The organism is Streptomyces sp. NPDC002125, assembly GCF_053593715.1.
Genome location: NZ_JBSFDD010000021.1, coordinates 119610 through 135289, shown reverse-complemented (window position 1 = coordinate 135289; position 15680 = coordinate 119610). Strand labels below are relative to the sequence as shown.

The following is a 15680-nucleotide window of genomic DNA, read 5'->3' as shown; positions in this document are numbered from 1 at the left end:
GTCAGCCCTCCGAAGGAGCGAGGCGCTTGAGCTCCGCCTCGGTGGAGTTGAGCAGGTCGATCCAGGCGGCCTCGAACTTCTCGACGCCCTCGTCCTCCAGCAGCTGGACGACGGCGTCGTAGCTGACCCCGAGCTCCTTGATCGCGGCGAGGTCGGCACGAGCCTGGTCGTAACGGCCGGCAACGGTGTTGCCGGAGATCTCGCCGTGGTCGGCCACGGCTTCCAGCGTCGCCTCCGGCATGGTGTTCACCGTGTTGGGGGCGACGAGGTCGTCGACGTAGAGGGTGTCCTTGAGGGACGGGTCCTTGACGCCGGTGGAGGCCCACAGCGGACGCTGCTTGTTGGCCTGCGCCTTGTCCAGGGCGGCCCAGCGGTCACCCGCGAAGACCTCCTCGTACGCCTCGTACGCCAGGCGGGCGTTGGCCAGGGCGGACTTGCCCTTGGCGGCCTTGGCCTCGTCGCTGCCGAGGGCGTCAAGGCGCTTGTCGATCTCGGTGTCCACGCGGGACACGAAGAAGGAGGCCACCGAGTGGATCTTGGAGAGGTCCAGGCCCGCGGCCTTCGCCTTCTCCAGGCCCGCCAGGTAGGCGTCCATGACCTCGCGGTAGCGCTCCAGCGAGAAGATCAGCGTGACGTTGACGCTGATGCCCTTGCCGATGACCTCGGTGATCGCCGGGAGGCCGGCCTTGGTCGCCGGGATCTTGATGAGCGTGTTCGGCCGGTCCACCAGCCAGGCAAGCTGCTTGGCCTCGGCGATCGTGGCCTCGGTGTGGTGCGCCAGGCGCGGGTCGACCTCGATGGAGACCCGGCCGTCCTGGCCGTCGGTCGCGTCGAAGACCGGACGCAGGATGTCGGCGGCGTCACGGACGTCCGCCGTCGTGATCATGCGGATGGCCTCGTCGACCGTGACCTTGCGGGTGGCGAGGTCCGTGAGCTGCTGGTCGTAACCGTGGCCCTGGGAGATCGCCTTCTGGAAGATCGACGGGTTGGTCGTGACACCCACCACGTGGCTCTGGTCGATCAGCTCGGCGAGGTTGCCGGAGGTGATCCGGGAGCGGGACAGGTCGTCGAGCCAGATCGCCACGCCCTCGTCGGAGAGGCGCTTGAGTGCGTCTGTCATGAGAATTGCATCTCCTACTAGTCGTATGACCGCGTCAGCGCGCGGCGGAGGCGAGAGATTCCCGGGCGGCTTCCGCCACGTGCGCGGCGGTGAAGCCGAACTCGCGGAAGAGGACCTTGGCGTCGGCGGAGGCACCGAAGTGCTCCAGCGAGACGATCCGGCCCGCGTCGCCCACGTAGCGGTACCAGGTCAGGCCGATGCCCGCCTCGACGGCGACCCTGGCCTTCACGGACGGCGGAATCACGCTGTCCTTGTACGCCTGGTCCTGCTCCTCGAACCACTCGACACACGGCATGGAGACCACACGGGTCGGCACACCGGCCGCCTGGAGCTCTTCGCGGGCCTCGACGGCCAGCTGGACCTCGGAACCGGTGGCGATCAGAACGGCCTGGGCCTCGCCGCCCTCGGCGTCGAAGAGCACGTAACCGCCCTTGGCCGCGTCCTCGTTGGCCGCGTAGGTGGGCAGGCCCTGGCGGGACAGCGCCAGGCCGTGCGGGGCGCTCTTGCCGTAGTCCTTCTTGCCGCGCTTGAGGATCTCGCGCCAGGCGATGGCCGTCTCGTTGGCGTCGGCCGGGCGCACGACGTTGAGGCCCGGGATGGCGCGCAGCGAGGCCAGGTGCTCGACCGGCTGGTGCGTCGGGCCGTCCTCGCCGAGGCCGATCGAGTCGTGCGTCCAGACGTACGTCACCGGCAGGTGCATCAGGGCCGACAGCCGGACGGCGTTGCGCATGTAGTCGGAGAACACCAGGAAGGTGCCGCCGTAGATGCGGGTGTTGCCGTGCAGGGCGATGCCGTTCATGGCCGCGGCCATGGAGTGCTCGCGGATGCCGAAGTGGATCGTCCGGCCGTACGGGTCGGCCTCCGGCAGCGGGTTTCCGGCCGGGAGGAACGACGACGTCTTGTCGATCGTGGTGTTGTTCGAGCCCGCCAGGTCGGCCGAGCCGCCCCACAGCTCGGGGATGATGCCGCCGAGCGCCTGGAGCACCTTGCCGGAGGCGGCGCGGGTCGCGACACCGTGACCGGCCTCGAAGACCGGGAGGTGGTCCTCCCAGCCCGCGGGGAGCTCGCCCGCGGCGATGCGGTCGAACTCGGCGGCGCGCTCCGGGTTGGCGGTGCGCCACGCGGCGAAGGACTTCTCCCACTCGGCCTTGGCCTCGCGGCCGCGGTCCAGCGCCTCACGGGTGTGCGCGATCACCTCGTCGGAGACCTCGAAGGTCTTCTCCGGGTCGAAGCCGAGCACCCGCTTGGTGGCCGCGATCTCGTCGTCGCCGAGCGCCGAGCCGTGCGCGGCCTCGGTGTTCTGGGCGTTCGGGGCGGGCCAGGCGATGATCGAGCGGGCCGCGATGAACGACGGGCGCTCCGTCTCGGCCTTGGCGGCCTGCAGCGCGCGGTAGAGACCCTCGGGGTCCAGGTCGCCGCTGGGCAGCTGGTCCACGCGCTGGACGTGCCAGCCGTAGGACTCGTAACGCTTCAGGGTGTCCTCGGAGACCGCGGTCTCCGTGTCGCCCTCGATCGAGATGTGGTTGTCGTCCCACAGCAGCACCAGGTTGCCGAGCTTCTGGTGGCCGGCCAGCGAGGACGCCTCCGCGGAGATGCCCTCCTGGAGGCAGCCGTCACCGGCGATGACCCAGATGGTGTGGTCGAACGGCGAGGTGCCGGGAGCCGCCTGCGGGTCGAAGAGACCGCGCTCGTAGCGGGACGCCATCGCCATGCCCACGGCGTTGGCGACACCCTGGCCCAGCGGGCCGGTCGTCGTCTCGACGCCCGTGGTGTGGCCGTACTCCGGGTGGCCCGGGGTCTTGGAGCCCCAGGTGCGGAAGGCCTTGAGGTCGTCCAGCTCCAGGCCGTATCCGGCGAGGTAGAGCTGGATGTACAGCGTCAGGCTGGAGTGGCCCGCCGAGAGGACGAACCGGTCGCGACCGGTCCAGTCGGCGTCCGCCGGGTCGTGGCGCATCACCTTCTGGAAGAGGGTGTACGCGGCAGGAGCCAGGCTCATCGCCGTACCCGGGTGGCCGTTTCCGACCTTCTGTACGGCGTCCGCGGCCAGGACGCGGACGGTGTCCACGGCCCGCTGGTCCAATTCGGTCCACTGGAGGTCTGTGGTGGTCGGCTTGGTGCTCACCCTGAGTCAGGGCTCCTCTCCACTGTTCGTAAACCGGTGACTGGTTACCGCACCGGGCATTGTCGAGCCTACCCCCGACGGAAGGCCCTACTTCTGCCCTTTCCACAGTGCGGGCGACCTGCGGACTTCGCCTCCCGTATGAGCGCTCCCGTTCACTTCTGCGCCACCTCAACACGACCCCACCCCCGCGAAGGGCGGCGTATGCCCAACGTCTACAGTGGTCTGGTTCGCGCAAGTCTTTACCGGGCCTTCATGCCCGGAGCTTGCTGGGATTTCTCTGTCAGGGGTGTGCGTGACGGCCGTCGAGTCCCGACCCGCAGGGGTCGCCTTGACTCCGAGCCCAGTGGGCCATCGCCCGTTCGGGGCCCGCGTCAAGGCATTCGTGGCTCTTACCAAGCCGCGCATCATCGAGCTGCTGCTCATCACCACCGTTCCGGTGATGTTCCTGGCGGCTCAGGGAGTGCCCGATCTTTGGCTCGTGGTCACTACCACCATCGGCGGATATCTCTCCGCGGGCGGTGCCAATGCGCTCAACATGTATATCGACCGCGACATCGACGCGCTGATGGACCGTACGTCGCAGCGTCCGCTGGTCACCGGCATGGTGAGCCCCAGAGAGTGCCTCGCCTTCGGAATCGCCCTCGCGGTGATTTCCACGGTCTTCTTCGGACTGCTCGTCAACTGGCTCTCCGCGGCGCTCTCACTCGGCGCACTTCTGTTCTATGTCGTGGTCTACACGATGCTTCTGAAGCGCCGTACCTCCCAGAACATCGTCTGGGGCGGAATCGCCGGCTGCATGCCCGTCCTCATCGGCTGGTCCGCCGTGACCAATTCGATGAGCTGGGCCGCGGTCATTCTTTTCGCCGTGATCTTCTTCTGGACGCCGCCGCACTACTGGCCGCTGTCGATGAAGGTCAAGGACGACTACGCCCGGGTCGGCGTCCCGATGCTCCCGGTCGTCGCCTCCAACCGGGTGGTGGCCCGCCAGATCGTCGTCTACAGCTGGGTGATGGTCGGCGTCTCGCTGCTCCTGACCCCGCTGGGCTACACCGGCTGGTTCTACACGGCCGTGGCCCTGCTGACCGGCGGCTTCTGGCTCTGGGAGGCGCACGGCCTGCAGAACAGGGCGAAGGCCGGCGTCACCGGCGCCAAGCTCAAGGAGATGCGGCTGTTCCACTGGTCCATCACCTATGTCTCCCTCCTCTTCGTCGCCGTGGCGGTGGACCCCTTCCTGAGGTAGTCCCGCACGCGCAGGAGATCCGCCGACGGGCGGGGACGTGGCCCATGCCACGCCCCCGCCCGTCGCCGGTTGCTCTACCCGTCGGTAGCATCCTGTCCATGGCAGAGACGGCAGAGGCTCAGACCCAGCAGACGGACGACAGCAGGCGCGCGGCCCGCGCGGAGCGCAGGGCGGCGAAGCTCGCCAAGCAGATCGGCGCCTTCGCCCAGGCGCACGGCGGCGCCGAGGGGCAGCTCGCCTACATCGGCCAGATGGGCACCCGCATCGTGCTGGTCGGCGAGGACGGCGGCTGGGGCGACCTGGTGGCCCCCTCCTACGCCGTCGCCGAGAGCGCCACGCGCAAGGCGGGCATCACGATGCACGAGGACTTCGACGGTGAGTTCGCCGCCAAGGTCCGCACCGGCCCGTACGAGTGGTCCCGGATGGCGGGCATCCAGGTCGGCGGCCCGTCCAACGGCTGACCCGTACGCACGCACGTATACGGCCTCGGCCCCACACCCGTCCAGGTGTGGGGCCGAGGCCGTCATGTGTGCGTGGCTCAGACCGCGGGGGCGTGCTCCGGCTGCTGTCCGGACGCCGGGGCGGGCACGGAGGCCTCGGCCGCAGGGCGCTCGCGCATCGAGAGCAGCAGGCGGAGCACCGCGATCCACATCAGGGACGAGCCGAGCATGTGGAGGCCGACCAGGATCTCCGGTACGTCGCTGAAGTACTGGACGTATCCGATGCCGCCCTGTGCCAGGAGCACGAGCAGCAGGTCCCTGGCGCGGGCCCGGGTGTCGAGCGGGGCGTCCACCACGCGCAGGGCGAACCACATCGCGACGGCAAGGGCGCAGACGACCCAGGCGGCGATCGCGTGGACATGGGCGGCGGCGCTCCAGTCCCAGGGCATGCGCGGTACGTCGCTGCTGTCGCCCGCGTGCTTGCCGGAGCCGGTCACGGTGGTGCCGAGGGCGATCAGGACGACCGTGGTGCCCACGATCGTCCAGGCAAGCCTCCGCACCGGGAGGGGGGCGCGCGGGCGCGGTGTGCCGTCGCCCTCGCCGATCCGCACCCAGGTGAGGACGGCCACGGTCAGCAGGCCGTTGGCGAGCAGGAAGTGCCCGGCCACCGACCAGGGGTTGAGACCGGCCCAGACGGTGATCCCGCCGACGACGGCGTTCCCCATCACGATCCAGAACTGCACCCAGGCGATCCGGGTCAGGCCGCGCCTGCGGGGCTTCAGCGAGCGCGTCGCGATGATGGCCCAGCCGACCGCGGCCGACAGGACGTACGTCAGCATCCGGTTGCCGAACTCGATGGCCCCGTGCAGGCCCTGTTCCGGGGTGGCGAAGAGGCTGTCGTCGGTGCACTTGGGCCAGGTGTCGCAGCCCAGGCCCGAACCGGTCAGCCGGACCGCACCGCCGGTGATGATGATGAAAACGCTCATCACGACCGCGGAGAGCGCGGCACGCTTGGCCGTCCTCATCGACGGTGTCCAGCGCTTGGCGATGTAGGAGAGGGGGGTTTCCACGCGCACCATCGTAGGCAACGGCTTGTGCATGTTTTCACGAGGGGTGTGCGATTACGGATGAGCCGGGACATCGGCGGTGTTCCGCCGCCTCCCGTCCGCTCCCGCGCCCGCCGCGCCGCTCACGGGGACGCTCACTCCCAGCGGAAGAACCGCGCGGCCGCTCCGAGCCCCACCACCGACCAGACCGCCAGGATCGCCGCGTCGCCCCAGGGCATCGCGGAGCCGTGCTGGAGGACGTCCCTGAGGCCGTCGGAGAGCGCCGAGATCGGGAGCAGGCCGAGGACCGACTGCGCCGCGTCCGGGAACCTGTCCAGCGGCACGATGACCCCGCCGCCGACCAGCAGCAGCAGGAAGACCAGATTGGCCGCCGCGAGGGTCGCCTCGGCCTTCAGCGTCCCCGCCATCAGCAGCCCGAGCCCGGAGAAGACCACGGTGCCCAGCACCAGGAGCAGCAGCACGGCGAACGGACTGCCCTCGGGCGACCAGCCCAGCGCGAAGGCGATGACCGTCAGCAGGACGATCTGGAGCACCTCGGTGACCAGCACGGAGAGGGTCTTCGCCGCCATCAGGCCCCAGCGCGGGAGCGGCGACGCGCCCAGCCGCTTGAGGACCCCGTAACGCCGTTCGAAGCCCGTCGCGATGGCCTGGCCGGTGAAGGCGGTGGACATCACCGCGAGCGCGAGGATTCCGGGAGCCAGGAAGTCGACCGGCTCGCCCGCGCCCGTGTCGACGATGTCGACCGCGCTGAAGAGCACGAGCAGCAGCGTGGGGATGACCACCGTCAGCAGCAGCTGCTCGCCGTTGCGCAGGAGCATGCGCGTCTCCAGCGCGGCCTGTGCGGCGATCATGCGGGGCAGCGGGGCGGCGCCCGGCCGGGGGGTGTACGTACCGGCGCTCATGCGCGCAGCTCCTTGCCGGTCAGTTCGAGGAAGACGTCCTCAAGGGTGTGCCGCTCCACCGCGATGCCGTCGGGCATCACGCCGTGCTGGGCGCACCAGGAGGTGACGGTCGCCAGCAGTTCCGGGTCGATCTGCCCGGTGATCCGGTAGGCCCCGCTGGTGAGCTCGGCCGCCTCGCTGCCGTCGGGCAGCGCCTTCAGCAGCGAGCCCAGGTCCAGCCCGGGGCGTCCGGTGAAGCGCAGGGTGTTCTCGGCGCCGCCGCGGCAGAGCTGCTCGGGGCTGCCCTGGGCGATGACCCGGCCCGCGTCGATGACGGCGACGTCGTCGGCGAGCTCCTCGGCCTCGTCCATGAAGTGGGTGGTGAGCACGACGGACACGCCGTCGGCGCGCAGCTCCCTGATCAGGTCCCAGGTGGAGCGGCGGGCCTGCGGGTCGAGTCCCGCCGTCGGCTCGTCCAGGAAGACCAGCTCGGGCCGGCCGACGACGGCCATGGCCAGGGCGAGGCGCTGCTGCTGGCCGCCGGAGAGCCGGCGGTAGGTGGTGCGGCCGCAGCTGCCGAGGCCGAGGCGTTCGACGAGCTCCCCGACGTCCAGCGGATGGGCGTGCAGCCGGGCCATGTGGCGGAGCATCTCGTCGGCGCGGGCACCGGAGTAGACACCGCCGGACTGGAGCATCACGCCGATACGGGGGCGGAGCCCGGCGGCGTCGGCGACGGGGTCGAGGCCGAGGACGCGTACGGTCCCCGCGTCCGGGCGGCGGTAGCCCTCGCAGGTCTCGATCGTGGTGGTCTTGCCCGCACCGTTGGGGCCGAGGACCGCGGTCACCGCGCCTGCCGCGACCTCCAGATCGAGGCCGTTCACCGCCGTCTTGTTGCCGTACCGCTTGACAAGGCCCCTGGCCTGTACGACGGGCTCGCTGCTCATGGCGGGCAATTCTAGGCGGGGGAGCGCGGGCGTCCCGCAGGAGGGCACCCTCCCCGGCGGCCGGCCCCGGGTGCGGGGAGGCCGGTTCCGGGTGCGGGGAGGCCGGTTCCGGCCATTCCCCTTCCATGACCAGGGTGACGGCAGGGTTTCCCGGGCATGACGGCACTTTGTCGAGTTCACGCCACGTGCACGAACCGCCGTCCGGCAGGGCGGGTGCCCCATGCACATATCCGGCCACCCGCGCCCCTCCAGCCCCGGGGCCCTCTTCCGCCGCATCGATCGGCGCTCCACCATCTCTCGCGGCCCGGTCCGCCGCACACCACGCGGCGCGCACCGTGCCACGCACCCGCGCTTCCTCCGCTCCAACCGAGAGAAGGAGAACAGCTCGTGGCTGGACGTCTCACCCGGGTCAGACCCCTGGCCCTGCTCACGGCGGCACTGACCGCCCTCCCACTTGCCCTGTCGGCGGCCCCCGCCTCCGCACAGCCCGACCCCGGCGGCCCCACCCTCTTCCAGCAGAAGACGCGGTCCGCCGTCGTCGACACGCTGGAGGCGAAGGGCGAGGCGACGGTCTGGATCAACCTCGGCTCCCAGGCCGACACCACCGCGGCCCGCGAGGCGCCGGGGAAGGACGACAAGGCACGGAAGCTGTACGCGGCCAAGACCGCGTACGCCGAGAAGTCGCAGCAGGGCCTGCGAGAACTGCTCACCGCGGCCGACGTCTCCTACGAGCCCTTCTGGATCAGCAACACGATCAAGGCCACCGGGGTCACCCAGGACCTCGCCGAGGCGATCGCCGCCCGCTCCGAGGTCGAGTCGATCGAGGCCGACGAGCCCATCGAGCTCCCCGACCCCCTGCCCGGCGAGGACGAGCCGGGCACCGACGCCGTCGAGTGGAACATCGACCGGATCAACGCGCCCAAGGTCTGGAGCGACCTCGGCGTCAGGGGCGAGGGCGTCGTCGTCGCCAACATCGACTCCGGCGTGCAGTACGACCACCCGGCGCTCAGGGCCGCCTACCGCGGAACCAACGCGGACGGGACGTACACCCACGACTACAACTGGTTCGACCCCGCCTCCGTCTGCGCCGGAGGCACCCCCTGCGACAACAACGGCCACGGGACCCACACCATGGGCACCATGGCCGGAGCCGACGGCATCGGCGTGGCCCCGGGAGTGAAGTGGATCGCCGCCAAGGGCTGCGCGACCAGCTCCTGCGCGCGGGACACCCTGCTCGCCTCCGGCCAGTGGGTCGTCGCCCCCACCGACTCCGCTGGGGCGAACCCGCGCCCCGACCTGGCACCCGACGTGGTGAACAACTCCTGGGGCGCCAACGTCTACGACGCCTGGTACCGCGAGACCGTCCAGTCGTGGCGGGACGCGGGCATCTTCCCGGCCTTCTCCAACGGCAACAACGGCCCCGCTTGCAGCACCTCGGGCAGCCCCGGCTCGTACACGAACTCCTACTCCTCGGGCGCGTTCGACAGCGACAACGCCATCGCCTCCTTCTCCGCCAGGGGGACCGGCGAGAACGCCGAGATCAAGCCCGACCTCGCGGCACCCGGCGTCGATGTGCGTTCCGCCTGGGCGGGCGGCGGCTACAACACGATCTCCGGTACGTCGATGGCCTCGCCGCACACCGCGGCCACCGTCGCCCTGATGTGGTCCGCCGCGCCCGCCATCGCCGGTGACGTCGCCGCCACCGAGGCGCTGCTCGACTCCACCGCCATCGACACCGCCGCCGACCAGTGCGGGGGCACGCCCGCCCGCAACAACGTCTTCGGCGAGGGCAGGCTCGACGCCTTCGCGGCCGTCTCCGCCACTCCGCGCGGACCGCTCGGCTCCGTCAGCGGCACGGTCACCTCGCAGGGCGCCGCGGTGCCCGACGCCGTCGTCACCTTCGACGGGCCGATGCGCGCCACCGCGTCCACCGGCGCGGACGGCGCCTACGCCCTGCCCAAGCTGATGACCGGGGACTACACCGTTTCCGTCGCCAAATTCGGCTACGTCACCGCCAAGGGCGCAGTCACCGTCGTCGAGGGCGGCTCGGCCGTCCGGGACTTCCCGCTGGACGCGGCCCCGAGCGCGACCCTGTCCGGCAAGGTCACCAGCTCGGCGGGCGCCGAGGCGGGTGCCACCGTCGTGGCCCGGGGCACCCCCGTCACCACGACGACGGGGGACGGCGGGTCCTACAGCCTGACCCTCCCGCAGGGGACGTACGACCTGTCCGTGACCCCGGCGGGCGCCTGCGCGTCCGCACGCTCGCTGACGGTCGAGATCACCGCCGACCTCACCCAGGACATCACCCTGGATGACCGCACCGACACCTTCGGCTACTCCTGCGCCGTCGAGGCCCCGGCCGACTTCCCGGCCGGCACGGAGAAACTGACCTACACGTCCACCACATCCGGCACGGCCTCCTTCGACCTGCCCTTCGCCTTCCCGCTGTACGGGAGGAGCTACACGAAGGCGTCCGCCACGCTGGAGGGCGTCCTGGCCTTCGGCACCGCCTCCACCAGCAGCGCCAACGGCACGCTGCCCACCACGGGCACACCCAACGGCGCGCTCTACCCGCTGTGGGACAACATGACCGTCGACGCCTCCGCGGGCGTCTACCACGCGGTCATCGGCACCGCGCCGAACCGCAGGGCCGTCGTCGAATGGCGGAACGCGCTGGTCGTCGCGGAGGGGGAGCGCGCCACCTTCTCCGCGGTGATCGGCGAGGACGGCTCCGTCTCGTACCACTACAGAACGGTGCCCGGCAGCGGAGCCTCCGCGACCGTGGGCCTGGAGAACGCCACGGGCACCGACGCGCTGCTCTACTCGTACAACCGCGCGCAGATCACCGACGGCAGCGTCCTGTCCTTCGGCACCCGGTCCCGGGGCGTCGTGTCCGGCAGGGTCGTCGACGGCAACGACGGGAAGCCGCTGGCCGGCGCCACCGTCACGGTCGGTTCCGAGACCGCGACCACGGCGGACAACGGCACGTACGCCTTCCAGCCGAAGGCCGGGGAGTACCCCCTGGAGGTCTCCGCGGGCCGCTACGCCACGGTCACGGAGACGGTCGACGCGAGGACGGGCGCCGTGGCCTACACCGAGACGGCACTCAGCACCCCGCTGGTCGCGCCCGTCCAGGACCGCGTCGAGGTGATCGCCCCGGCCGGACAGTCCCGCGAACGGACCCTGGACCTCACCAACACCGGCACGGCCTCCCCGTACACGGTCACCGAGAAGGCGGACGCCGGCTGGCTGGAGCTGTCCTCGGCCGAGGGCACGCTCGACGGGGGCGACGAGGCCTCGGTGCCGCTGGCCTTCGACACCACGGGCGCCGCACCCGGCACGGTGCTCACGGCGACCCTGCTGCTCACCAGCGAGAGCGGACGCGCGCCGGTGGTGGAGATCCCGGTGAGCGTGGTCGTGCCGGCGTACCGGACGGCGCTGGACACCGGCGGCACCAAGAACTCCGTCGACGCCCTCGGCGACACCTGGACGTCCGACCCGGCCTACACGACGGGCACCTACGGGTACCTCGGCAGCGCGACCAGGGTCGGCACGTCCAGGTCGATCGCGGGCACCGCCGACCAGGGACGCTACGCGACGGCCCGCCAGGGCATGTACGAGTACCGGTTCGACGGGCTGCCGTCCGGCACCTACCGGATCGAGCTGGGCTTCGCCGAGCTGAAGTCCGCCGATCCGACCGACCGGGTCTTCGACGTGATGGCCGAGGGGGTCCAGGTGGTGCCCAACCTCGACCTGGCCCTGGAAGCGGGCACGTACACCGCGCACGACAGGACGGTGACCGTCACGGTCACCGACGGCCAGCTGAACCTCCGGTTCGTGGCCAACGAGGGCAAGACGCTCGTGAACTCGATCAGAGTCACCGAGCGGCCCGACCTCGCGGCGGGCTGACACGCCCGGCGCGGCGCACGGCCGGCCCCCCGGTGGATGGTCCGCCGGGGGGCCGGCCCCGTCGCGGGAGGGCTCCGGCGATCCGGGCCCCACCTGCGGGAGACCGCCGGTGATCGACATTTCCGCAGGTCAACTTAGGTTCACCTAAGTGATGCACCGCACCGTGCCCGGCCCCGGAGGCGGGTTGTCACGCCCGAAGGAATTACGCAACAATGGCGTTGTGAAATACGTTGGCGAGGCTCCTCAGGAGGAACTCGCGACCGGTGAGCGCTCGACGCGCAACAGGGTCGCGCGCTCCATCCTGGACCACGGCCCGTCGACCGCCGCCGATCTCGCGAAGCGGGTCGGCCTCACCCAGGCCGCCGTCCGCAGGCATCTGGACGCCCTCGTCTCCGACGACGTGGTCGAGGCCCGCGAGCAGCGGGTCTACGGGGCGCGGACCCGGGGCCGCCCGGCCAAGGTGTTCGCCCTCACCGACTGCGGCCGGGACGCGTTCGACCAGTCCTACGACAAGCTCGCCGCCGACGCGCTGCGCTGGATCGCCGAGACGGCGGGGGACGAGGCGCTCGTCGCCTTCGCCCGCGCCAGGATGGCCGCCCAGTCCGAGGCCTACAGGGCCGTGGTCGAGGCCGCGCCCCCCGAGGCCCGCACCGAGGCGCTGGCCAGGGCCTTGTCCGCCGACGGGTACGCTGCTACGGCGCGCAGCGCGCCGGGCCCCCAGCAGGGCGAGCAGCTGTGCCAGCACCACTGCCCGGTGGCACACGTCGCCGAGCAGTTCCCGCAGCTGTGCGAGGCGGAGACGGAATTCTTCTCCAGCCTGCTCGGGACCCATGTGCAGCGTCTCGCCACCCTCGCCCACGGCGACGGCGTGTGCACGACGTACGTTCCGCGCAGCAGCCCCACAGCACCGCAGGCTTCACAGACAGCACAGAACACCCATTCAGTATCTGCAAGTACGGCCGGGAGGAACCCCGCATGACGCTCCCTACGGAGACTGCCCACCCTGAGCTCGAGGGTCTGGGTACGTACGAATTCGGCTGGGCCGACTCCGACGCGGCAGGCGCGGCGGCGAAGCGCGGCCTGTCCGAAGCTGTCGTCCGCGACATCTCGGAGAAGAAGAACGAACCGGAGTGGATGCTGAAGCTCCGGCTCAAGGGCCTGAAGCTGTTCGACAAGAAGCCCATGCCGAACTGGGGCTCCGACCTGTCGGGCATCGACTTCGACAACATCAAGTACTTCGTGCGGTCCACCGAGAAGCAGGCGGAGTCCTGGGAGGACCTGCCCGAGGACATCAAGAACACGTACGACAAGCTCGGCATCCCGGAGGCGGAGAAGCAGCGCCTGGTCGCCGGTGTCGCCGCGCAGTACGAGTCCGAGGTCGTCTACCACCAGATCCGCGAGGACCTGGAGGAGCAGGGCGTCATCTTCCTGGACACCGACACCGCGCTGAAGGAGCACCCGGAGCTCTTCAAGGAGTACTTCGGCACCGTCATCCCGGTCGGCGACAACAAGTTCGCGTCGCTGAACTCGGCCGTGTGGTCCGGCGGCTCGTTCATCTACGTGCCGAAGGGTGTCCACGTCGACATCCCGCTCCAGGCCTACTTCCGTATCAACACGGAGAACATGGGCCAGTTCGAGCGGACGCTGATCATCGTCGACGAGGACGCCTACGTCCACTACGTCGAGGGCTGCACGGCCCCGATCTACTCCTCGGACTCGCTGCACTCCGCGGTCGTCGAGATCATCGTGAAGAAGGGCGGCCGCTGCCGCTACACGACCATCCAGAACTGGTCGAACAACGTCTACAACCTGGTCACCAAGCGCGCCGTGGCGTACGAGGGCGCGACCATGGAGTGGGTCGACGGCAACATCGGTTCCAAGGTCACCATGAAGTACCCGGCCGTCTACCTGATGGGCGAGCACGCCAAGGGCGAGACCCTGTCCATCGCCTTCGCGGGCGAGGGTCAGCACCAGGACGCCGGCGCCAAGATGGTCCACATGGCGCCGAACACCTCCTCCAACATCGTCTCCAAGTCGGTGGCACGAGGCGGTGGCCGCACCTCCTACCGCGGTCTGATCGAGATCGGTGAGGGCGCGCCGGGCGCCAAGTCCAACGTGCTGTGCGACGCGCTGCTCGTGGACACCATCTCGCGCTCCGACACCTACCCGTACGTCGACGTCCGCGAGGACGACGTGTCGATGGGCCACGAGGCGACCGTCTCCAAGGTCTCCGAGGACCAGCTCTTCTACCTCATGAGCCGTGGACTCACCGAGTTCGAGGCCATGGCGATGATCGTGCGCGGCTTCGTCGAGCCGATCGCCAAGGAGCTGCCCATGGAGTACGCCCTGGAGCTCAACCGGCTGATCGAGCTGCAGATGGAGGGTTCGGTCGGCTAGCAGTCCCGCCGACCGAGTCCCCCTGACATTTGACTGAGAAAGCGAGCACCACGACAGCCATGGCTGAGGCTCAGAACTCCCCGGTGGGCTCCACCACCGCCGGATCCATCGCGGTGGCGGCCGAGTCCACCGTCGCCACGCGCATGAGCGCCCCTCCGTCCTTCGACGTCGCGGACTTCCCCGTCCCGCACGGCCGTGAGGAGGAGTGGCGGTTCACGCCGCTGGAGCGGCTGCGCGGCCTGCACGACGGCACCGCGGTCGCCACCGGTGACGGCGTCAAGGTCGTCGTCGAGGCGCCCGCGGGCGTCACGGTCGAGACCGTCGGCCGCGACGACGCGCGGCTCGGCAAGGCCGGCACGCCGGTGGACCGGGTCGCCGCCCAGGCGTACTCGTCCTTCCAGCAGGCCTCGGTCGTCACGGTGGACAAGGAGGCCGTGCTCAGCGAGCCGGTCCGGATCACCGTGCACGGCGAGGGCGGCACGGCCTACGGCCACCAGCTCATCGAGCTGGGCGCCTTCGCCGAGGCCGTCGTCGTCATCGACCACACCGGTGACGCCGTGCTCGCGGCCAACGTCGACTACGTCCTGGGTGACGGCGCGAAGCTGACCGTCGTCTCCGTCCAGGACTGGGACGACACGGCCGTCCACGTCGGCCAGCACAACGCGCTGGTCGGCCGCGACGCCTCGTTCAAGTCGATCATCGTGACCTTCGGCGGGGACCTCGTCCGTCTCCACCCGCGGGTCGCCTACGCCGGCACCGGCGGCGAGGCCGAGCTCTTCGGTCTCTACTTCACCGACAAGGGCCAGCACCAGGAGCACCGTCTCCTGGTCGACCACAACACCCCGCACTGCAAGTCCAACGCGGTGTACAAGGGCGCGCTCCAGGGCGACGAGGCCCACGCCGTGTGGATCGGTGACGTGCTCATCCAGGCCGCCGCCGAGGGCACCGACACCTACGAGATGAACCGCAACCTGGTTCTCACCGACGGCGCCCGTGTCGACTCCGTGCCGAACCTGGAGATCGAGACCGGCGAGATCGTCGGTGCCGGCCACGCCTCGGCGACCGGCCGCTTCGACGACGAGCAGCTGTTCTACCTGCAGTCCCGCGGCATCCCGGCCGAGGAGGCCCGTCGGCTCGTCGTGCGCGGCTTCTTCGCCGAGCTGGTCCAGCAGATCGGTCTGCCCGACGTCGAGGCCCGGCTCCTCGACAAGATCGAGGCCGAGCTGAAGGCGTCGGTCTGACATGGCCTTCGTCAAAGCCTGTGCGCTGAGCGAGCTGGAGGACGACACCCCCAAGAGGGTGGAGCTCGACGGCACGCCGGTATCCGTCGTCCGTACCGAGGGGGAGGTGTTCGCGATCAACGACATCTGCTCGCACGCGAACGTCTCGCTCTCGGAGGGCGAGGTGGAGGACTGCGCGATCGAGTGCTGGCTGCACGGATCGAGCTTCGACCTCCGCACCGGCAAGCCGTCCGGTCTTCCCGCGACGCGCCCCGTCCCCGTATACCCCGTAAAGATCGAAGGGGACGATGTGCTCGTCTCCGTCACCCAGGAGTCCTGA

General features: G+C 70.3%; 12 protein-coding genes. 7 read left to right on the top strand and 5 right to left on the bottom strand.

Annotated features, from left to right (window positions below):
• Nucleotide 1 precedes the first annotated feature (1 nt).
• Entirely contained in the window at nucleotides 2-1120 is a 1119-nt protein-coding gene (gene tal, locus ACWCQM_RS29510; protein WP_450918145.1) for a transaldolase, read from the bottom strand.
• A 34-nt stretch (nucleotides 1121-1154) separates the two neighbouring features.
• The gene (gene tkt, locus ACWCQM_RS29505) at nucleotides 1155-3242 is read right to left on the bottom strand and encodes a transketolase (protein WP_450918144.1); all 2088 of its coding nucleotides are present in this window, start codon (nucleotides 3240-3242) and stop codon (nucleotides 1155-1157) included.
• Between the two features lie 286 nt (nucleotides 3243-3528).
• Between tkt and ACWCQM_RS29500 the strand changes: the two genes are divergently transcribed.
• The gene (locus tag ACWCQM_RS29500; protein WP_450918143.1) at nucleotides 3529-4482 is read left to right on the top strand and encodes a heme o synthase; all 954 of its coding nucleotides are present in this window, start codon (nucleotides 3529-3531) and stop codon (nucleotides 4480-4482) included.
• Between the two features lie 98 nt (nucleotides 4483-4580).
• Nucleotides 4581-4943, top strand: a complete 363-nt coding sequence (locus ACWCQM_RS29495) for a hypothetical protein (protein ID WP_450918142.1) — start codon at nucleotides 4581-4583, stop codon at nucleotides 4941-4943.
• 77 nt (nucleotides 4944-5020) lie between these two features.
• Here ACWCQM_RS29495 and ACWCQM_RS29490 read toward each other — a convergent pair whose 3' ends face one another.
• From ACWCQM_RS29490 to ACWCQM_RS29480, 3 genes are all read right to left on the bottom strand, one after another.
• Nucleotides 5021-6001, bottom strand: coding sequence for a COX15/CtaA family protein (locus ACWCQM_RS29490; RefSeq protein ID WP_450918141.1), 981 nt, complete (start codon nucleotides 5999-6001; stop codon nucleotides 5021-5023).
• 122 nt (nucleotides 6002-6123) lie between these two features.
• Entirely contained in the window at nucleotides 6124-6891 is a 768-nt protein-coding gene (locus tag ACWCQM_RS29485) for an ABC transporter permease (RefSeq protein WP_450918140.1), read from the bottom strand.
• A complete protein-coding gene (locus tag ACWCQM_RS29480; RefSeq protein WP_450918139.1) occupies nucleotides 6888-7814 on the bottom strand; it encodes an ABC transporter ATP-binding protein in 927 nt (308 codons plus the stop codon). The genes ACWCQM_RS29485 and ACWCQM_RS29480 overlap by 4 nt, the downstream gene beginning before the upstream one ends.
• A gap of 387 nt (nucleotides 7815-8201) precedes the next feature.
• Between ACWCQM_RS29480 and ACWCQM_RS29475 the strand changes: the two genes are divergently transcribed.
• From ACWCQM_RS29475 to ACWCQM_RS29455, 5 genes are all read left to right on the top strand, one after another.
• Nucleotides 8202-11723, top strand: a complete 3522-nt coding sequence (locus ACWCQM_RS29475; RefSeq protein ID WP_450918138.1) for a S8 family serine peptidase — start codon at nucleotides 8202-8204, stop codon at nucleotides 11721-11723.
• A gap of 220 nt (nucleotides 11724-11943) precedes the next feature.
• The gene (locus ACWCQM_RS29470) at nucleotides 11944-12702 is read left to right on the top strand and encodes a helix-turn-helix transcriptional regulator (RefSeq protein WP_450918137.1); all 759 of its coding nucleotides are present in this window, start codon (nucleotides 11944-11946) and stop codon (nucleotides 12700-12702) included.
• The gene (gene sufB, locus ACWCQM_RS29465; RefSeq protein WP_073747835.1) at nucleotides 12699-14120 is read left to right on the top strand and encodes a Fe-S cluster assembly protein SufB; all 1422 of its coding nucleotides are present in this window, start codon (nucleotides 12699-12701) and stop codon (nucleotides 14118-14120) included. The genes ACWCQM_RS29470 and sufB overlap by 4 nt, the downstream gene beginning before the upstream one ends.
• A gap of 59 nt (nucleotides 14121-14179) precedes the next feature.
• Nucleotides 14180-15361: a Fe-S cluster assembly protein SufD gene (sufD, locus tag ACWCQM_RS29460; protein ID WP_267076362.1), complete on the top strand. Its 1182-nt coding sequence runs from the start codon at nucleotides 14180-14182 to the stop codon at nucleotides 15359-15361.
• Between the two features lies 1 nt (nucleotide 15362).
• On the top strand, nucleotides 15363-15680 hold the full coding sequence (locus ACWCQM_RS29455) for a bifunctional 3-phenylpropionate/cinnamic acid dioxygenase ferredoxin subunit (RefSeq protein WP_014156911.1): 318 nt from the start codon (nucleotides 15363-15365) through the stop codon (nucleotides 15678-15680).